22 protein-coding genes are annotated in these 16,647 nt (G+C 55.1%); all 22 read left to right on the top strand.

Going from position 1 to position 16,647, the window contains the following annotated elements; translation table 11 throughout:
• Window positions 1-12 precede the first annotated feature (12 nt).
• Window positions 13-4,212, top strand: a complete 4,200-nt coding sequence (gene rpoC, locus PspS34_RS25190; protein WP_008053876.1) for a DNA-directed RNA polymerase subunit beta' — start codon at window positions 13-15, stop codon at window positions 4,210-4,212.
• 216 nt (window positions 4,213-4,428) lie between these two features.
• A complete protein-coding gene (rpsL, locus tag PspS34_RS25185) occupies window positions 4,429-4,800 on the top strand; it encodes a 30S ribosomal protein S12 (protein WP_003186084.1) in 372 nt (123 codons plus the stop codon).
• Between the two features lie 108 nt (window positions 4,801-4,908).
• Window positions 4,909-5,382 carry a 30S ribosomal protein S7 gene (gene rpsG / locus PspS34_RS25180; RefSeq protein ID WP_007994653.1) on the top strand — a complete coding sequence of 158 codons (474 nt, stop codon included), beginning with the start codon at window positions 4,909-4,911 and terminating at the stop codon, window positions 5,380-5,382.
• 30 nt (window positions 5,383-5,412) lie between these two features.
• Window positions 5,413-7,518 carry an elongation factor G gene (gene fusA / locus PspS34_RS25175; protein WP_057713099.1) on the top strand — a complete coding sequence of 702 codons (2,106 nt, stop codon included), beginning with the start codon at window positions 5,413-5,415 and terminating at the stop codon, window positions 7,516-7,518.
• Window positions 7,519-7,548: 30 nt separating this feature from the next.
• Window positions 7,549-8,742, top strand: coding sequence for an elongation factor Tu (gene tuf, locus PspS34_RS25170; RefSeq protein WP_008053875.1), 1,194 nt, complete (start codon window positions 7,549-7,551; stop codon window positions 8,740-8,742).
• Between the two features lie 157 nt (window positions 8,743-8,899).
• Window positions 8,900-9,211 carry a 30S ribosomal protein S10 gene (rpsJ, locus tag PspS34_RS25165; RefSeq protein WP_003186070.1) on the top strand — a complete coding sequence of 104 codons (312 nt, stop codon included), beginning with the start codon at window positions 8,900-8,902 and terminating at the stop codon, window positions 9,209-9,211.
• 80 nt (window positions 9,212-9,291) lie between these two features.
• Window positions 9,292-9,927: a 50S ribosomal protein L3 gene (rplC, locus tag PspS34_RS25160; RefSeq protein WP_007955641.1), complete on the top strand. Its 636-nt coding sequence runs from the start codon at window positions 9,292-9,294 to the stop codon at window positions 9,925-9,927.
• A 12-nt stretch (window positions 9,928-9,939) separates the two neighbouring features.
• A complete protein-coding gene (gene rplD, locus PspS34_RS25155; RefSeq protein ID WP_003228735.1) occupies window positions 9,940-10,542 on the top strand; it encodes a 50S ribosomal protein L4 in 603 nt (200 codons plus the stop codon).
• Window positions 10,539-10,838: a 50S ribosomal protein L23 gene (rplW, locus tag PspS34_RS25150; RefSeq protein ID WP_002555488.1), complete on the top strand. Its 300-nt coding sequence runs from the start codon at window positions 10,539-10,541 to the stop codon at window positions 10,836-10,838. Before rplD ends, rplW begins: the two co-directional genes overlap by 4 nt.
• A 14-nt stretch (window positions 10,839-10,852) precedes the next feature.
• Window positions 10,853-11,677: a 50S ribosomal protein L2 gene (rplB, locus tag PspS34_RS25145; protein WP_008018194.1), complete on the top strand. Its 825-nt coding sequence runs from the start codon at window positions 10,853-10,855 to the stop codon at window positions 11,675-11,677.
• A gap of 16 nt (window positions 11,678-11,693) precedes the next feature.
• On the top strand, window positions 11,694-11,969 hold the full coding sequence (gene rpsS, locus PspS34_RS25140; protein WP_002555486.1) for a 30S ribosomal protein S19: 276 nt from the start codon (window positions 11,694-11,696) through the stop codon (window positions 11,967-11,969).
• A gap of 11 nt (window positions 11,970-11,980) precedes the next feature.
• Window positions 11,981-12,313, top strand: coding sequence for a 50S ribosomal protein L22 (rplV, locus tag PspS34_RS25135; protein WP_003103908.1), 333 nt, complete (start codon window positions 11,981-11,983; stop codon window positions 12,311-12,313).
• Between the two features lie 13 nt (window positions 12,314-12,326).
• Window positions 12,327-13,013: a 30S ribosomal protein S3 gene (gene rpsC, locus PspS34_RS25130; protein WP_007970424.1), complete on the top strand. Its 687-nt coding sequence runs from the start codon at window positions 12,327-12,329 to the stop codon at window positions 13,011-13,013.
• Window positions 13,014-13,025: 12 nt separating this feature from the next.
• Window positions 13,026-13,439: a 50S ribosomal protein L16 gene (gene rplP, locus PspS34_RS25125; RefSeq protein ID WP_003228729.1), complete on the top strand. Its 414-nt coding sequence runs from the start codon at window positions 13,026-13,028 to the stop codon at window positions 13,437-13,439.
• On the top strand, window positions 13,439-13,630 hold the full coding sequence (gene rpmC / locus PspS34_RS25120; protein WP_002555481.1) for a 50S ribosomal protein L29: 192 nt from the start codon (window positions 13,439-13,441) through the stop codon (window positions 13,628-13,630). Before rplP ends, rpmC begins: the two co-directional genes overlap by 1 nt.
• Before the next feature lie 2 nt (window positions 13,631-13,632).
• Window positions 13,633-13,899, top strand: coding sequence for a 30S ribosomal protein S17 (gene rpsQ / locus PspS34_RS25115; protein WP_003176419.1), 267 nt, complete (start codon window positions 13,633-13,635; stop codon window positions 13,897-13,899).
• A 23-nt stretch (window positions 13,900-13,922) separates the two neighbouring features.
• Complete coding sequence (gene rplN, locus PspS34_RS25110; RefSeq protein ID WP_002555479.1) at window positions 13,923-14,291, top strand: 50S ribosomal protein L14; 369 nt, start codon at window positions 13,923-13,925, stop codon at window positions 14,289-14,291.
• Window positions 14,292-14,302: 11 nt separating this feature from the next.
• A complete protein-coding gene (rplX, locus tag PspS34_RS25105; protein ID WP_003176416.1) occupies window positions 14,303-14,617 on the top strand; it encodes a 50S ribosomal protein L24 in 315 nt (104 codons plus the stop codon).
• A gap of 22 nt (window positions 14,618-14,639) precedes the next feature.
• Window positions 14,640-15,179, top strand: coding sequence for a 50S ribosomal protein L5 (rplE, locus tag PspS34_RS25100; protein WP_003210069.1), 540 nt, complete (start codon window positions 14,640-14,642; stop codon window positions 15,177-15,179).
• A 13-nt stretch (window positions 15,180-15,192) separates the two neighbouring features.
• Window positions 15,193-15,498 carry a 30S ribosomal protein S14 gene (gene rpsN, locus PspS34_RS25095; RefSeq protein ID WP_003176414.1) on the top strand — a complete coding sequence of 102 codons (306 nt, stop codon included), beginning with the start codon at window positions 15,193-15,195 and terminating at the stop codon, window positions 15,496-15,498.
• Window positions 15,499-15,707: 209 nt separating this feature from the next.
• Complete coding sequence (gene rpsH / locus PspS34_RS25090; protein ID WP_003186040.1) at window positions 15,708-16,100, top strand: 30S ribosomal protein S8; 393 nt, start codon at window positions 15,708-15,710, stop codon at window positions 16,098-16,100.
• Window positions 16,101-16,112: 12 nt separating this feature from the next.
• A complete protein-coding gene (gene rplF, locus PspS34_RS25085) occupies window positions 16,113-16,646 on the top strand; it encodes a 50S ribosomal protein L6 (protein WP_003176412.1) in 534 nt (177 codons plus the stop codon).
• The last annotated feature ends 1 nt before the right edge of the window (window position 16,647 follow it).

The following is a 16,647-nucleotide window of genomic DNA, read 5'->3' as shown; positions in this document are numbered from 1 at the left end:
GGAGGAAAGGCCTTGAAAGACCTACTGAATTTGCTGAAAAACCAGGGTCAAGTCGAAGAGTTCGACGCCATCCGTATCGGATTGGCATCGCCTGAGATGATCCGTTCGTGGTCGTTCGGTGAAGTTAAAAAGCCGGAAACCATCAACTACCGTACGTTCAAACCTGAGCGTGACGGCCTGTTCTGCGCCAAGATTTTTGGCCCGGTAAAGGATTACGAGTGCCTGTGCGGTAAGTACAAGCGCTTGAAGCACCGTGGTGTGATCTGCGAGAAGTGCGGCGTTGAAGTCGCGCTGGCAAAAGTTCGTCGTGAGCGCATGGCGCACATCGAACTGGCCTCGCCAGTTGCCCACATCTGGTTCCTGAAATCGCTGCCGTCCCGTATCGGCTTGCTGATGGACATGACCCTGCGTGATATCGAACGCGTTCTCTACTTCGAGAGCTATGTCGTTATCGATCCAGGCATGACCACCCTTGAAAAAGGTCAGCTGCTCAACGACGAGCAGTACTTCGAAGCGCTGGAAGAGTTCGGCGACGATTTCGATGCCCGCATGGGTGCCGAAGCTGTCCGCGAACTGCTGCACGCTATCGACCTGGAACACGAGATTGGCCGCCTGCGTGAAGAAATTCCGCAAACCAACTCCGAAACCAAGATCAAGAAGCTGTCCAAGCGTCTGAAGTTGATGGAAGCCTTCCAGGGTTCCGGCAACCTGCCAGAGTGGATGGTGCTGACCGTTCTGCCGGTTCTGCCGCCAGATCTGCGTCCACTGGTCCCGCTGGATGGCGGTCGCTTCGCGACTTCCGACCTCAACGATCTGTATCGTCGAGTGATCAACCGTAACAACCGCTTGAAGCGCCTGCTGGATCTGTCCGCTCCGGACATCATCGTGCGCAACGAAAAGCGTATGTTGCAGGAAGCCGTCGACGCACTGCTCGACAACGGTCGTCGTGGCCGCGCTATCACCGGTTCCAACAAGCGTCCTCTGAAATCCCTGGCTGACATGATCAAGGGTAAGCAGGGTCGTTTCCGTCAGAACTTGCTCGGTAAGCGTGTTGACTACTCCGGTCGTTCGGTAATTACCGTAGGTCCGACCCTGCGTCTGCACCAGTGCGGTCTGCCGAAGAAAATGGCTCTCGAGCTGTTCAAGCCGTTCATTTTCGGCAAGCTTGAAATGCGTGGTCTCGCTACCACCATCAAGGCTGCCAAGAAGATGGTCGAGCGCGAACTGCCAGAGGTTTGGGACGTTCTCGCTGAAGTGATTCGCGAACACCCGGTTCTTCTCAACCGTGCACCGACCCTTCACCGTCTGGGTATCCAGGCGTTTGAACCGGTACTGATCGAAGGTAAGGCTATCCAGCTGCACCCTCTGGTCTGCGCCGCGTACAACGCCGACTTCGACGGCGACCAAATGGCCGTGCACGTACCGCTGACGCTGGAAGCCCAGCTCGAAGCGCGTGCGTTGATGATGTCGACCAACAACATTCTGTCGCCAGCCAACGGTGAGCCAATCATCGTTCCGTCGCAGGACGTTGTATTGGGTCTGTACTACATGACTCGTGAAGCGATCAACGCCAAGGGCGAAGGTCGCGTGTTCGCGGATCTGCAGGAAGTTGACCGTGTGTTCCGTGCCGGCGAAGCCGCACTGCATGCCAAGGTCAAGGTGCGGATCAACGAAACCGTCAACGACCGTGATGGCGGCAGCGTGACCAACACCCGTATCGTCGACACCACTGTCGGCCGTGCGCTGTTGTTCCAGGTTGTGCCAAAAGGTCTGTCGTACGACGTCGTCAACCTGCCGATGAAGAAAAAGGCGATCTCCAAGCTGATCAACCAGTGCTACCGCGTGGTTGGTCTGAAAGAGACCGTGATCTTCGCTGACCAGTTGATGTACACCGGTTTTGCCTATTCGACCATTTCCGGCGTTTCCATCGGTGTTAACGACTTCGTTATCCCGGATGAAAAAGCCCGCATCATCGGTGCAGCCACCGACGAAGTGAAAGAGATCGAAAGTCAGTACGCCTCCGGCCTGGTAACCCAGGGCGAGAAGTACAACAAAGTGATCGACCTTTGGTCCAAGGCGAACGACGAAGTTTCCAAGGCGATGATGGCCAACCTCTCGAAAGAGAAAGTCATCGACCGTCATGGCGTCGAAGTCGACCAAGAGTCTTTCAACTCGATGTACATGATGGCCGACTCGGGTGCGCGGGGTTCCGCAGCACAGATTCGTCAGCTGGCCGGTATGCGTGGTCTGATGGCCAAGCCGGACGGTTCCATCATTGAAACGCCGATTACCGCGAACTTCCGTGAAGGTTTGAGCGTACTCCAGTACTTCATCTCCACTCACGGTGCTCGTAAAGGTCTGGCGGATACCGCGTTGAAAACGGCGAACTCGGGTTATCTGACTCGTCGTCTGGTAGACGTGGCGCAGGATCTGGTTGTAACCGAGATCGATTGCGGCACCGAACACGGTCTGCTGATGACTCCGCACATTGAAGGCGGTGACGTTGTAGAGCCGCTGGGTGAGCGCGTATTGGGTCGAGTTATCGCCCGTGACGTATTCAAGCCAGGTACCGAGGACGTCATCGTTCCTGCCGGCACCCTGGTAGACGAGAAGTGGGTCGAGTTCATCGAGCTCAACAGCATCGACGAAGTGATCGTGCGTTCGCCGATCAGCTGCGAAACCCGTTTCGGTATTTGCGCCAAGTGCTACGGTCGCGATCTGGCTCGTGGTCACCAGGTGAACATCGGTGAAGCGGTCGGCGTTATCGCTGCCCAGTCCATCGGTGAGCCGGGTACCCAGCTGACGATGCGTACGTTCCACATCGGTGGTGCGGCAAGCCGGACCTCCGCAGCCGACAGCGTTCAGGTGAAGAATGGCGGTACCGTCCGTCTGCACAACCTGAAGCATGTTGAGCGAGTGGATGGTCACCTGGTTGCCGTGTCCCGTTCCGGTGAGCTGGCCATCGCTGATGACTTCGGTCGTGAGCGTGAGCGTTACAAGCTGCCGTACGGTGCCGTGATTTCGGTTAAAGAAGGTGACAAGGTCGAAGCTGGCGCCATCGTGGCCAAGTGGGATCCGCACACTCACCCGATCGTTACCGAAATGAAAGGTACCGTGACCTACGTGGGCATGGAAGAAGGCATCACGATCAAGCGTCAGACCGACGAATTGACCGGTATGACCAACATTGAAGTACTCGACGCCAAAGATCGTCCAGCTGCCGGTAAAGACATCCGTCCTGCCGTGAAGATGGTCGACGACAACGGCAAGGATCTGTTGCTGCCAGGCACTGACGTTATCGCTCAGTACTTCCTGCCAGCCAACGCCCTGGTCGGTGTAGCGGATGGTGCGAAGATCGCGATCGGTGATGTTATCGCTCGTATCCCGCAAGAGACTTCGAAAACTCGAGACATCACCGGTGGTCTGCCGCGTGTTGCCGACTTGTTCGAAGCCCGTCGTCCGAAAGAAGCGTCGATTCTGGCTGAAGTCAGCGGCACCATCGCGTTCGGTAAAGAGACCAAGGGCAAGCGCCGTCTGGTTATCACCCCGAACGACGGTAGCGATCCGTACGAAGAGCTGATTCCGAAGTGGCGTCACCTGAACGTGTTCGAAGGCGAACAGGTAAACCGCGGCGAAGTTATCTCCGACGGTCCGAGCGATCCACACGACATCCTGCGTCTGCTGGGTGTGAGTGCGCTGGCCAAGTACATCGTCAACGAGATCCAGGACGTTTACCGTCTGCAAGGCGTGAAGATCAACGACAAGCACATCGAGACCATCCTGCGTCAGATGCTGCGTAAAGTTGAGATCGCTGAATCCGGCGATTCCAGTTTCATCAAGGGCGACCAGATGGAATTGACTCACGTACTGGTAGAGAACGAGCGTCTGAGCGGCGAAGACAAGTTTGTCTCCAAGTTCACTCGTGTTCTGCTGGGTATCACCAAGGCGTCGTTGTCCACCGAATCGTTCATCTCGGCGGCTTCCTTCCAGGAAACCACTCGCGTACTGACCGAAGCGGCGGTAACCGGCAAGCGCGATTACCTGCGCGGCCTGAAAGAAAACGTGGTCGTGGGTCGTCTGATCCCGGCTGGTACCGGCCTGGCTTATCACAGCGAGCGTAAGCGCCGCCGTGATGCAGACAAGCCGTTGCGCGTAAGCGCCAGTGAAGTGGAAGCTGCACTGACCGAAGCGCTGAACTCGAGCGGTAACTGAGTTCTGCGGTAAATGAGTGTGAGGCCCTGGTCACTCCGTTCATCGAATCGAGACAATTTGTCGAGATTGGATGAGCGGGGAGGGCGGGGCCTTGCCTTGACTGGGGACAAGATCCTCTTTAGACTCTTGTACCCCTAAATTTGGCGGGAACTCGTTCCTGCCATTTTGCTTTTCTTGCAAGACAATAGCGTCGCAAGACAACAGTGGAGCTAGTAGATGGCAACTATCAACCAGCTGGTACGTCAGCCGCGTAAGCGTATCGTCGAGAAATCCGACGTGCCTGCGCTGCAGAACTGCCCGCAACGCCGTGGCGTGTGCACCCGTGTGTATACCACCACGCCGAAAAAACCTAACTCGGCACTGCGTAAAGTATGCCGTGTGCGCCTGACCAACGGTTTCGAGGTTTCCTCGTACATCGGCGGTGAAGGCCACAACCTGCAAGAGCACAGCGTGGTACTGATCCGCGGCGGTCGTGTAAAAGACTTGCCAGGTGTTCGTTACCACACCGTTCGCGGTTCGTTGGATACTTCCGGTGTTAAAGGTCGTAACCAGGGTCGTTCGAAGTACGGTACCAAGCGTCCGAAGTAATCGGCCGTTTTGCAGTTTTTCATTTTATTGAGTCGATAAGAGTAAGGTCGGGCACGCATCCATAGGAGCTGTCCCGGGCTAACCTGAAGACCGTTTGAGGGCTTATCAATGCCAAGACGTCGCGTAGCAGCCAAGCGTGAGATTCTGGACGATCCGAAATACGGAAGCCAAATCCTCGCCAAATTCATGAACCACGTAATGGAAAGCGGCAAGAAAGCCGTTGCCGAGCGTATCGTTTATGGTGCCCTGGATACCGTGAAGGCTCGTAAGGCCGGCACCGATCCCCTGGAACTCTTCGAAAAAGCACTCGACGCCATCGCTCCGCTGGTCGAAGTGAAGTCGCGCCGCGTTGGTGGTGCTACTTACCAGGTTCCGGTCGAGGTTCGTCCTTCCCGTCGTAACGCTCTGGCAATGCGCTGGTTGGTAGACTACGCCCGCAAGCGCGGCGAGAAGTCTATGGCTCTGCGTTTGGCTGGCGAACTGTTGGACGCTGCCGAAGGTAAAGGTGCTGCAGTTAAGAAGCGTGAAGACGTTCACCGTATGGCTGAAGCCAACAAGGCTTTCTCGCACTACCGCTTCTAATTTTAGCGTCACTAATTTTGCGAGGGCTTTATGGCTCGTACAACACCGATTAATCGCTACCGTAACATTGGTATCGTTGCACACGTGGATGCTGGTAAAACCACCACCACTGAGCGCGTCCTTTTTTACACTGGCAAAAGTCACAAAATGGGCGAGGTGCATGACGGCGCCGCGACCACAGACTGGATGGTGCAGGAGCAGGAGCGTGGTATTACCATTACTTCTGCTGCCATTACCGCCTTCTGGCAGGGTTCCGCCAAGCAGCACAAAGACCAGTACCGTTTCAACGTCATCGATACCCCGGGCCACGTAGACTTCACCATTGAAGTTGAACGTTCCCTGCGTGTACTTGACGGCGCGGTCGTTGTGTTCTGCGGTACTTCCGGCGTTGAGCCTCAGTCCGAAACCGTATGGCGTCAAGCCAACAAGTACGGTGTTCCACGTATCGTTTACGTGAACAAGATGGACCGTGCCGGTGCGAACTTCCTGCGCGTGATCGCTCAGATCAAGCAGCGTCTGGGTCACACTCCGGTGCCTATCCAGCTGGCTATCGGTTCCGAAGATAACTTCCAGGGTCAGATCGATCTGATGACCATGGAAGCCGTTTACTGGAACGATGCCGACAAGGGGATGACTCCTCGTCGTGAAGCCATCCCTGCTGAACTGCAGGAACTGGCTGAAGAGTGGCGCAACAACATGGTTGAGGCTGCGGCCGAAGCCAGCGAAGAGCTGATGAACAAGTACCTTGAAGGTGAAGAACTCACCGTCGAGGAAATCAAGGGTGCTCTGCGTCAGCGTACTATCGCTGGTGAGATCGTTCTGGCTGTTTGCGGTTCTTCCTTCAAGAACAAGGGTGTTCCCCTGGTTCTCGACGCCGTTATCGACTACCTGCCGGCTCCAACCGACATTCCTGCCATCAAGGGTACTGACCCGGATGACGAGGAAAAGCAGATGGAGCGTCATGCAGACGACAACGAGCCGTTCTCGGCTCTGGCGTTCAAGATCGCTACCGACCCATTCGTGGGTACCTTGACTTTCGTCCGTGTTTACTCGGGCGTGTTGGCCTCCGGCGACGGCGTGATCAACTCGGTCAAAGGCAAGAAAGAGCGCGTGGGTCGTATGGTGCAAATGCACGCAAACGCCCGTGAAGAGATCAAGGAAGTACGCGCTGGTGACATCGCGGCCCTGATCGGCATGAAGGACGTCACCACTGGTGAAACCTTGTGCAACGCTGACAAGCCAATCATCCTGGTTCGCATGGACTTCCCGGAGCCGGTTATTTCGGTTGCCGTAGAGCCTAAGACCAAGGATGACCAGGAAAAAATGGGTATCGCTCTGGGCAAACTTGCTCAGGAAGACCCGTCTTTCCGCGTCAAGACTGATGAAGAGACTGGTCAAACGATCATCTCTGGCATGGGCGAGTTGCACCTGGACATCCTGGTTGACCGGATGCGCCGTGAGTTCAACGTCGAAGCCAACATCGGTAAGCCTCAGGTTTCGTATCGTGAGCGCATCACGAAGAATTGCGAAATCGAAGGCAAGTTCGTTCGTCAGTCCGGCGGTCGTGGCCAGTTCGGCCATTGCTGGATCCGTTTTGCTCCTGCTGACGAAGGTCAGGAAGGTCTGCAATTCGTGAACGAAGTAGTGGGTGGTGTGGTTCCTAAGGAATACATCCCGGCTATCCAGAAGGGTATCGAAGAGCAGATGAAGAACGGCGTAGTTGCCGGCTATCCGCTGATCGGCCTGAAGGCTACCGTGTTTGATGGTTCTTACCACGACGTCGACTCGAACGAGATGGCGTTTAAGGTGGCTGCTTCCATGGCGACCAAGCAACTGGCCCAGAAGGGCGGTGGTGAGTTGCTCGAGCCGATCATGGCGGTAGAGGTTGTTACGCCTGAAGACTATATGGGTGACGTGATGGGCGACCTTAACCGTCGTCGCGGCATGATTCTGGGTATGGAAGACACGGTCTCCGGTAAGGTGATCCGTGCTGAAGTTCCGTTGGGCGAGATGTTCGGTTATGCGACCGACGTTCGTTCGATGTCCCAGGGTCGCGCAAGCTACTCTATGGAATTCAAAAAATACAATACAGCTCCGTCGCACATCGTCGAAACTGTAACCAAAAAACAAGGCTGATTCAGTCCTTTAGGCAAGGAGTTAATTGTCGTGGCTAAAGAAAAATTTGATCGTTCCCTACCGCACGTCAACGTTGGCACCATCGGTCACGTTGACCACGGTAAAACCACTCTGACCGCAGCTCTGACTCGCGTTTGCTCCGAAGTTTTCGGTTCCGCAATCGTTGATTTCGATAAAATCGACAGCGCGCCAGAAGAAAAAGCTCGTGGTATCACCATCAACACCGCGCACGTCGAGTACAACTCGAAGATCCGTCACTACGCTCACGTTGACTGCCCAGGTCACGCTGACTATGTGAAGAACATGATCACCGGTGCTGCCCAGATGGACGGCGCGATCCTGGTTTGCTCGGCCGCTGATGGTCCGATGCCACAAACCCGTGAGCACATCCTGCTGTCCCGTCAGGTAGGCGTTCCGTACATCGTGGTTTTCCTGAACAAGGCTGACCTGGTAGACGACGCTGAGCTGCTGGAACTGGTCGAGATGGAAGTTCGCGACCTGCTGTCCACCTACGACTTCCCGGGCGATGACACTCCAATCATCATCGGTTCGGCTCGTATGGCGCTGGAAGGCAAAGACGACAACGAAATGGGCACCACTGCCGTTCGTAAACTGGTTGAAACCCTGGACAGCTACATCCCAGAACCAGAGCGTGCTATCGACAAGCCATTCCTGATGCCAATCGAAGACGTATTCTCGATCTCGGGTCGTGGTACTGTTGTGACTGGTCGTATCGAGCGCGGTATCGTTCGCGTTCAAGATGCGCTGGAAATCGTTGGTCTGCGTGACACCACCACCACCACCTGCACCGGTGTTGAAATGTTCCGCAAGCTGCTCGACGAAGGTCGTGCTGGCGAGAACTGCGGCGTTCTGCTGCGTGGTACCAAGCGTGACGACGTTGAGCGTGGCCAGGTTCTGGTTAAGCCAGGTTCGGTTAAGCCGCACACCAAGTTCACCGCAGAAGTTTACGTTCTGAGCAAGGAAGAAGGCGGTCGTCACACTCCGTTCTTCAAAGGCTACCGTCCACAGTTCTACTTCCGTACTACTGACGTGACTGGTAACTGCCAGCTGCCAGAAGGCGTTGAAATGGTAATGCCAGGTGACAACATCCAGATGGAAGTTACCCTGATCAAGACCATCGCAATGGAAGACGGCCTGCGTTTCGCTATCCGTGAAGGCGGTCGTACCGTCGGCGCTGGCGTCGTAGCCAAAATCATCGAGTAAGCATCTCTTTTGAGATAGCTTCGATGCTTTGAAAGGCCCCCGCTCAGCGGGGGCTTTTTTATTGGGTTGACACCCATCTGGGGCGTCTATAGAATTGCGCCTCCTTTTAACGGGCGTATTGCGCCCGGTGGGAATAGCAGCCGGAGTCTGAAATCCAATGCAAAATCAGCAAATCCGTATCAGGTTGAAGGCTTTCGACCATCGCCTGATCGACCAATCAACCCAGGAAATCGTGGAAACCGCGAAACGTACTGGTGCTCAAGTGCGTGGTCCAATTCCACTGCCTACCCGTAAAGAGCGGTTCACCGTTCTGGTCTCCCCGCACGTCAACAAAGACGCGCGTGACCAGTACGAGATCCGTACTCATAAGCGTGTTCTGGACATCGTCCAGCCAACGGATAAAACCGTTGATGCTCTTATGAAGCTTGATCTTGCGGCCGGTGTGGAAGTGCAGATCAGCCTCGGCTAAGACTCGGTCTTAGTCGTGTAACGCTCTGAAATGGGCGGCCATAGCGGGTGAAAGCCCCGTACACTCATGAGGTTTACAACATGACTATTGGTGTAGTCGGTCGTAAAGCGGGTATGACCCGTATTTTCACCGAAGAAGGTGTCTCCATTCCGGTCACGGTCATTGAGATCGAACCGAATCGCGTCACCCAGTTCAAAACTGAAGAGACCGATGGCTATCGTGCAGTGCAAGTCACTGTCGGCGAGCGTCGTGCTTCGCGTGTAACAGCAGCTCAGGCTGGCCACTTCGCTAAAGCGAACGTTGCCGCTGGTCGTACCGTAATGGAATTCCGCCTTGAAGAAGGCGAGTACCAGGCCGGCGATCTGATCAACGCTGAAATCTTCGCCGCTGGTCAACTGGTTGATGTAACCGGTCAGTCCAAGGGTAAAGGCTTTCAGGGTACGATCAAGCGTTGGAATTTCCGCGGGCAAGATAACACCCACGGTAACTCCGTATCCCACCGCGTTCCAGGCTCTATCGGCCAGTGCCAGACTCCTGGTCGTGTATTCAAGGGCAAAAAAATGTCCGGTCATATGGGCGCTGAGCGCGTGACCGTGCAGTCCCTCGAAGTAGTGCGCGTGGACGCTGAACGCAATCTGTTGTTGGTCAAGGGCGCTGTTCCTGGCGCTACTGGCGGCAACTTGGTTGTACGTCCAGCAGCCAAGGCTCGCGGTTAAGGGGAAGCTGACATGCAATTAAATGTAAATGACGCTCAAGCGATCGAAGTTTCCGAACTGACATTTGGCGGCGAATTCAACGAGACACTGGTTCACCAAGCAGTCGTAGCCTACATGGCTGGCGGTCGTCAGGGTTCCAAGCAGCAAAAGACCCGTTCCGACGTTCGTGGTGGCGGTAAGCGCCCATGGCGTCAGAAAGGTACTGGCCGTGCTCGTGCCGGTACTATCCGTAGCCCAATCTGGCGTGGCGGCGGTACCACTTTCGCAGCTCGTCCTCAGGATCACTCCCAGAAGCTGAACAAGAAGATGTACCGCGCAGCAATGCGTTCCATCCTTGCTGAGCTGGTGCGTACTGATCGTCTGGTCGTGGTTCAGGATTTCGCCGTTGAAACGCCGAAAACCAAAGACCTGCTGGGCAAACTGAACAACATGAGCCTGACCGACGTTCTGATCGTGTCCGACGCTGTTGATCAGAACCTGTACCTGGCTGCTCGTAACCTGCCACACGTAGATGTACGTGACGTGCAAGGTTCCGATCCAGTTAGTCTGATCGCATACGACAAGGTGTTGATCACCGTGTCGGCCGTGAAGAAATTCGAGGAGCTGCTGGGATGAACCAGGAACGCGTATTTAAAGTTCTGCTTGGCCCGCACGTTTCCGAGAAGGCTACGGTTCTGGCAGACAAGAAAGGCCAGTTCGTTTTCAAGGTTGCTACCGACGCAACCAAGCTGGAAATCAAGAAGGCCGTCGAAAGCCTGTTCAGCGTGAAAGTAGAGCGTGTTACTACCCTGAATGTTCTGGGTAAGAGCAAGCGCACTGCTCGCGGTCTGGGCAAGCGTAATGACTGGAAGAAGGCAGTTATCTCCCTTCAGCCAGGCCAAGATCTCGATTTCAGCAGCAGTGCTGAGTAAGGAAGGGGTGCATCATGGCAATCGTTAAATGCAAACCGACTTCCCCTGGCCGCCGTTTTGTGGTCAAGGTGGTCAACCAGGAGCTGCATAAAGGCGCTCCTCACGCACCGCTGCTCGAGAAGAAATCGAAGACTGGTGGTCGTAACAACAATGGCCGTATTACCACTCGTCACATCGGTGGTGGTCATAAGCAGCATTACCGTATGGTCGATTTCCGTCGCAACGACAAAGATGGCATCGTCGCCACTGTCGAGCGTATCGAATACGATCCAAACCGTACTGCTCACATCGCACTGCTCTGCTACGCAGACGGCGAGCGCCGCTACATCATCGCCCCTAAAGGCGTGAGTGCTGGCGACACGCTGATCGCAGGCGCTCTGGCTCCAATCAAGCCAGGTAACGCTCTGCAACTGCGCAACATTCCAGTCGGTTCTACCGTACACGGCATCGAACTGAAGCCAGGTAAAGGCGCACAGATCGCTCGTTCCGCTGGTGCTTCGGCTCAGCTGATCGCTCGTGAAGGCGTGTACGTTACCCTGCGTCTGCGTTCCGGTGAAATGCGTAAAGTCCTGGCTGAATGCCGTGCGACCCTGGGCGAAGTCTCGAACTCCGAGCACAGCCTGCGTTCGCTGGGTAAAGCTGGTGCCAAACGCTGGCGTGGCGTTCGCCCAACCGTTCGTGGTGTTGCCATGAACCCGGTTGACCACCCACATGGTGGTGGTGAAGGTCGTACCTCTGGTGGTCGTCATCCGGTATCGCCATGGGGCTTCCCGACTAAGGGCGCGAAGACTCGTGGTAATAAGCGTACCGACAAAATGATCGTCCGTCGTCGCAAGTAAATAGAGGGATACGACAGTGCCACGTTCTCTGAAAAAAGGTCCTTTTATCGATCTTCACCTACTGAAGAAGATCGAAGTGGCGGCGGAAAAGAACGATCGCAAACCGGTGAAAACCTGGTCGCGTCGTTCGATGATCCTGCCACAAATGGTCGGTCTGACCATCGCAGTACACAACGGTCGTCAGCACGTCCCAGTTCTCGTGAACGAAGACATGGTCGGCCACAAACTGGGCGAGTTCGCCGGTACCCGCACTTATCGCGGGCACGTGGCAGACAAGAAAGCCAAGCGTTAAGGGGTTAGGAAATGGAAGTAGCCGCTAAGTTGTCGGGCGCTCGAATCTCCGCCCAGAAAGCCCGCTTGGTCGCCGACCAGATCCGCGGGAAGAAGGTGGGCGAAGCGCTCAACCTGTTGGCTTTCAGCAGTAAGAAAGCCGCCGAGATCATGAAGAAAGTGCTGGAGTCGGCCGTAGCCAACGCCGAGCATAACGAAGGCGCAGACGTTGATGACCTGAAGGTCAGCACTGTTTTCGTCAACGAAGGGCGTTCGCTGAAGCGCATCATGCCACGTGCCAAAGGCCGTGCTGATCGCATCGTCAAGCGGTCTTGCCATATCACTGTCAAGGTTGCTGACAAGTAACGGAGTCGAAGAGATGGGTCAGAAAGTACATCCCATTGGCATTCGCCTGGGAATCGTCAAGGAGCACACCTCCGTCTGGTACGCAGACGGTCGGACTTATGCGGACTATTTGCTCGCAGATCTGAATGTGCGTGAGTACCTCCAAGACAAACTAAAAAGCGCGTCCGTAAGCCGTATCGATATCCATCGTCCGGCCCAAACTGCACGCATCACCATCCACACCGCTCGTCCAGGTATCGTTATCGGGAAGAAAGGTGAAGATGTTGAGAAACTGCGTCAGGACCTGACCAAGCAAATGGGTGTGCCTGTGCACATCAATATCGAAGAGATCCGCAAGCCGGAGCTCGACGGTATGCTGGTTGCGCAGAGCGTAGCTCAGCAGCTGGAGCGTCGCGTAATGTTCCGTCGCGCTATGAAGCGCGCAGTACAGAACGCCATGCGCATTGGTGCCAAAGGCATCAAAATCCAAGTGAGCGGTCGTCTCGGCGGTGCTGAAATCGCACGTACTGAATGGTATCGCGAAGGTCGTGTGCCATTGCACACCCTGCGTGCCGACATCGACTATGCCAACTACGAAGCTCACACCACTTACGGTGTGATCGGTGTAAAGGTTTGGATCTTCAAAGGCGAAGTAATTGGTGGTCGCCAAGAAGAACTGAAACCACAAGCACCAGCGCCTCGTAAAAAAGCTGCTAAGTAAGGGGTACGCCAAATGTTGCAACCAAAGCGTACGAAGTTCCGCAAGCAGATGACTGGTCACAACCGTGGCCTGGCATTGCGCGGTAGCAAAGTCAGCTTCGGCGAGTTCGCGCTGAAGTCTGTTGCTCGTGGTCGTCTCACCGCTCGTCAGATCGAGTCAGCGCGTCGTGCTCTGACCCGTCACGTAAAACGTGGCGGCAAGATCTGGATCCGTGTATTCCCGGACAAGCCGATCTCCAAAAAACCTCTCGAGGTTCGGATGGGTAAAGGTAAGGGTAACGTGGAATACTGGGTTGCCCAGATTCAGCCAGGCAAAGTCCTGTATGAAATCGAGGGTGTTTCTGAAGAGCTGGCGCGTGAGGCTTTCGCCCTGGCTGCTGCAAAGCTGCCGCTCGCCACCTCCTTTGTTAAACGGACGGTGATGTGATGAAAGCGAATGAACTTCGTGAAAAATCCGCACAGCAGCTGAACGAGCAACTGCTCGGCCTGCTGCGCGACCAGTTCAATCTGCGTATGCAGAAAGCAACTGGCCAGTTGGGGCAGTCTCATCTGCTCTCGCAAGTTAAGCGTGACATCGCTCGCGTGAAGACTGTGCTCAACCAGCAGGCAGGTAAGTAATCATGGCTGAAGCCGAAAAAACTGTCCGTACGCTGACTGGCCGTGTTGTCAGCGACAAGATGGACAAAACCATCACCGTTCTGATCGAGCGTCGCGTTAAGCACCCGATCTACGGTAAATACGTTAAGCGTTCGACTAAGCTGCACGCGCACGACGAAACTAATCAGTGCCACATCGGCGACAAAGTCACTATTCGTGAAACTCGTCCTTTGGCCAAGACCAAGTCTTGGGCGCTGGTTGATGTTCTCGAACGCGCTGTGGAAGTCTAAGGACTAGGGGTCGGAGAAATTATATGATTCAGACTCAATCCATGCTCGATGTGGCCGATAACAGCGGCGCTCGCCGCGTTATGTGCATCAAGGTGCTGGGTGGCTCCCATCGTCGTTACGCTGGTATCGGTGACATCATCAAAGTTACCGTCAAGGAAGCAATTCCTCGCGGTAAAGTGAAAAAAGGCCAAGTGATGACTGCTGTTGTAGTCCGCACTCGTCACGGCGTACGTCGTGCTGATGGCTCCATTATCCGCTTTGATGGCAACGCTGCTGTTCTTCTGAACAACAAGCAAGAGCCGATCGGCACCCGTATCTTTGGGCCAGTGACCCGTGAACTTCGTACTGAGAAGTTCATGAAGATCGTCTCGCTCGCCCCAGAAGTGCTGTAAGGAGATCCGACATGCAAAAGATTCGTCGTGACGACGAGATCATCGTGATCGCCGGCAAAGACAAAGGTAAGCGCGGTAAGGTGCTTAAGGTTCTCGCTAACAACCGTCTGGTTATTGGTGGTCTGAACCTGGTCAAGCGTCATACCAAGCCTAACCCTATGTCGGGCGTGCAGGGCGGTATCGTCGAAAAAGAAGCTCCACTGGATGCTTCTAACGTCGCCATTTTCAACGGCGAAACCAACAAGGCTGACCGCGTTGGTTTCAAAGTAGAAGACGGCAAGAAAATTCGTGTCTTCAAGTCGACCCAAAAAGCGGTTGATGCTTGAACACTGCTAGGTAGATGAGACCATGGCACGACTAAAAGAGATTTACCGGAAGGAAATTGCTCCGAAACTTAAGGAAGAACTTAAGCTTTCGAACGTGATGGAAGTTCCGCGCGTTACCAAAATCACCCTGAACATGGGTCTGGGCGAAGCGATCGGCGACAAAAAAGTCATCGAGCACGCTGTTGCTGACCTGGAAAAGATCACCGGCCAGAAAGTCGTTGTGACCTACGCTCGCAAATCCATCGCTGGCTTTAAAGTCCGTGAAGGTTGGCCGATCGGCGTCAAAGTGACCCTGCGCCGTGAGCGTATGTACGAGTTCCTGGATCGTCTGCTGTCGATCTCCTTGCCTCGGGTTCGCGACTTCCGCGGCCTGAATGCCAAGTCCTTCGATGGTCGTGGCAACTACAGCATGGGCGTGAAAGAGCAGATCATCTTCCCGGAAATCGACTACGACAAGATCGATGCTCTCCGCGGTCTGGACATCACCCTGACCACCACTGCCAAGAACGATGATGAAGGCCGCGCTCTGCTGCGTGCGTTCAAATTCCCGTTCCGCAACTGATTGGAGTAGGACCATGGCCAAGATGAGCATGAAAAACCGCGAGCTGAAGCGTCAGCTCACGGTTGCCAAGTACGCCAAGAAGCGTGCAGCACTGAAAGCTATCATCGTTGATCTGAACGCAAGTCCAGAAGCGCGTTGGGAAGCTACAGTAGCCCTGCAGAAGCAGCCACGTGACGCAAGCGCTTCGCGCATGCGTAACCGCTGCCGCCTGACCGGTCGTCCACACGGCGTTTACCGCAAGTTCGGCCTCGGCCGTAACAAGCTGCGTGAAGCTGCCATGCGTGGTGACGTACCGGGTCTGGTTAAAGCCAGCTGGTAAGTACTGTCAAAGTCTCGGTGTCCAGGATCGCAAGATCCTGACCACCGGTGGCCTTGAATCTGGATCAAGCCCCTTTTGGGGCTTGATTCATTTCCGGGGTGTGTCTAGAATACCCGGCTCGCCTGAGCCCGTGTTTTTCATGCTCGGAGATTCTCGGCGACACGTAATAGCCGCAAGGCTAATTTTTTTGTATTAGGAGCGTCTAGCCCATGAGTATGCAGGACCCGTTAGCGGACATGCTAACTCGTATCCGTAATGCCCAGATGGCTGAAAAGTCCGTCGTAAGCATGCCATCTTCCACGTTGAAGGTAGCTGTTGCCAAAGTCCTGAAGGACGAAGGTTACATTGCGGGTTATCAGATCAGCAGCGAAATCAAACCACTGCTGTCCATCGAGCTGAAGTACTTCGAAGGCCGTCCGGTTATCGAAGAAGTGAAGCGCGTTAGCCGTCCAGGCCTGCGTCAGTACAAGTCCGTCGATGATCTGCCAAAAGTTCGTGGCGGTCTCGGTGTGTCTATCGTCTCCACCAACAAGGGTGTGATGACTGATCGTGCTGCGCGCGCTGCCGGTGTCGGCGGCGAAGTTCTTTGCACTGTGTTCTAAGGGGGGATAAGCATGTCTCGCGTCGCTAAGAACCCCGTTAAGCTGCCAGCCGGTGTCGAAGTAAAATTCGCAGGCCAACAGCTTTCGGTGAAGGGTGCCAAGGGCACTCTCGAACTGAACATCCACTCGTCCGTTGAGATCGTTGAAGAAGCTGGTGAGCTGCGTTTCGCTGCTCGCAATGGCGATCAACAGACTCGCGCGATGGCTGGTACCACTCGTGCGTTGGTAAACAACATGGTCCAGGGCGTAAGCCAAGGCTTCGAGCGCAAGCTCCAGCTGGTCGGTGTTGGTTACAAAGCGCAAGCAAAAGGCACAGTGCTGAACCTGGCTCTTGGCTTCTCGCACCCAGTGGATTACGAACTGCCGGAAGGCATCACCGCTGAGACTCCTAGCCAGACCGATATCCTGATCAAGGGCATCGACAAGCAGCTGGTAGGTCAAGTGGCCGCCGAGATCCGCGACTTCCGTCCACCAGAGCCGTACAAAGGCAAAGGTGTGCGCTACGCGGACGAAGTCGTCCGTCGTAAAGAAGCCAAGAAGAAGTAGG

Origin of the sequence: Pseudomonas sp. S34, assembly GCF_009866745.1 — a bacterium.
Lineage (GTDB): Bacteria > Pseudomonadota > Gammaproteobacteria > Pseudomonadales > Pseudomonadaceae > Aquipseudomonas > Aquipseudomonas jessenii.
Note: the sequence above shows the minus strand (reverse complement) of the source record. Positions and strands in the feature narration are given on the sequence as shown.

Coding starts and splice junctions, on each gene's coding strand:
- rpsG (WP_007994653.1), top strand. CDS start 4,909: ATGCCAAGACGTCGCGTAGCAGCCAAGCGTGAGATTCTGGACGATCCG.
- rpmC (WP_002555481.1), top strand. CDS start 13,439: ATGAAAGCGAATGAACTTCGTGAAAAATCCGCACAGCAGCTGAACGAG.
- rplW (WP_002555488.1), top strand. CDS start 10,539: ATGAACCAGGAACGCGTATTTAAAGTTCTGCTTGGCCCGCACGTTTCC.
- rplF (WP_003176412.1), top strand. CDS start 16,113: ATGTCTCGCGTCGCTAAGAACCCCGTTAAGCTGCCAGCCGGTGTCGAA.
- rpsQ (WP_003176419.1), top strand. CDS start 13,633: ATGGCTGAAGCCGAAAAAACTGTCCGTACGCTGACTGGCCGTGTTGTC.
- rplE (WP_003210069.1), top strand. CDS start 14,640: ATGGCACGACTAAAAGAGATTTACCGGAAGGAAATTGCTCCGAAACTT.
- rplB (WP_008018194.1), top strand. CDS start 10,853: ATGGCAATCGTTAAATGCAAACCGACTTCCCCTGGCCGCCGTTTTGTG.
- rplD (WP_003228735.1), top strand. CDS start 9,940: ATGCAATTAAATGTAAATGACGCTCAAGCGATCGAAGTTTCCGAACTG.
- rplP (WP_003228729.1), top strand. CDS start 13,026: ATGTTGCAACCAAAGCGTACGAAGTTCCGCAAGCAGATGACTGGTCAC.
- rplC (WP_007955641.1), top strand. CDS start 9,292: ATGACTATTGGTGTAGTCGGTCGTAAAGCGGGTATGACCCGTATTTTC.
- rpsH (WP_003186040.1), top strand. CDS start 15,708: ATGAGTATGCAGGACCCGTTAGCGGACATGCTAACTCGTATCCGTAAT.
- rpsC (WP_007970424.1), top strand. CDS start 12,327: ATGGGTCAGAAAGTACATCCCATTGGCATTCGCCTGGGAATCGTCAAG.
- rpsL (WP_003186084.1), top strand. CDS start 4,429: ATGGCAACTATCAACCAGCTGGTACGTCAGCCGCGTAAGCGTATCGTC.
- rpsN (WP_003176414.1), top strand. CDS start 15,193: ATGGCCAAGATGAGCATGAAAAACCGCGAGCTGAAGCGTCAGCTCACG.
- rplV (WP_003103908.1), top strand. CDS start 11,981: ATGGAAGTAGCCGCTAAGTTGTCGGGCGCTCGAATCTCCGCCCAGAAA.
- rpsJ (WP_003186070.1), top strand. CDS start 8,900: ATGCAAAATCAGCAAATCCGTATCAGGTTGAAGGCTTTCGACCATCGC.
- rplX (WP_003176416.1), top strand. CDS start 14,303: ATGCAAAAGATTCGTCGTGACGACGAGATCATCGTGATCGCCGGCAAA.
- fusA (WP_057713099.1), top strand. CDS start 5,413: ATGGCTCGTACAACACCGATTAATCGCTACCGTAACATTGGTATCGTT.
- rplN (WP_002555479.1), top strand. CDS start 13,923: ATGATTCAGACTCAATCCATGCTCGATGTGGCCGATAACAGCGGCGCT.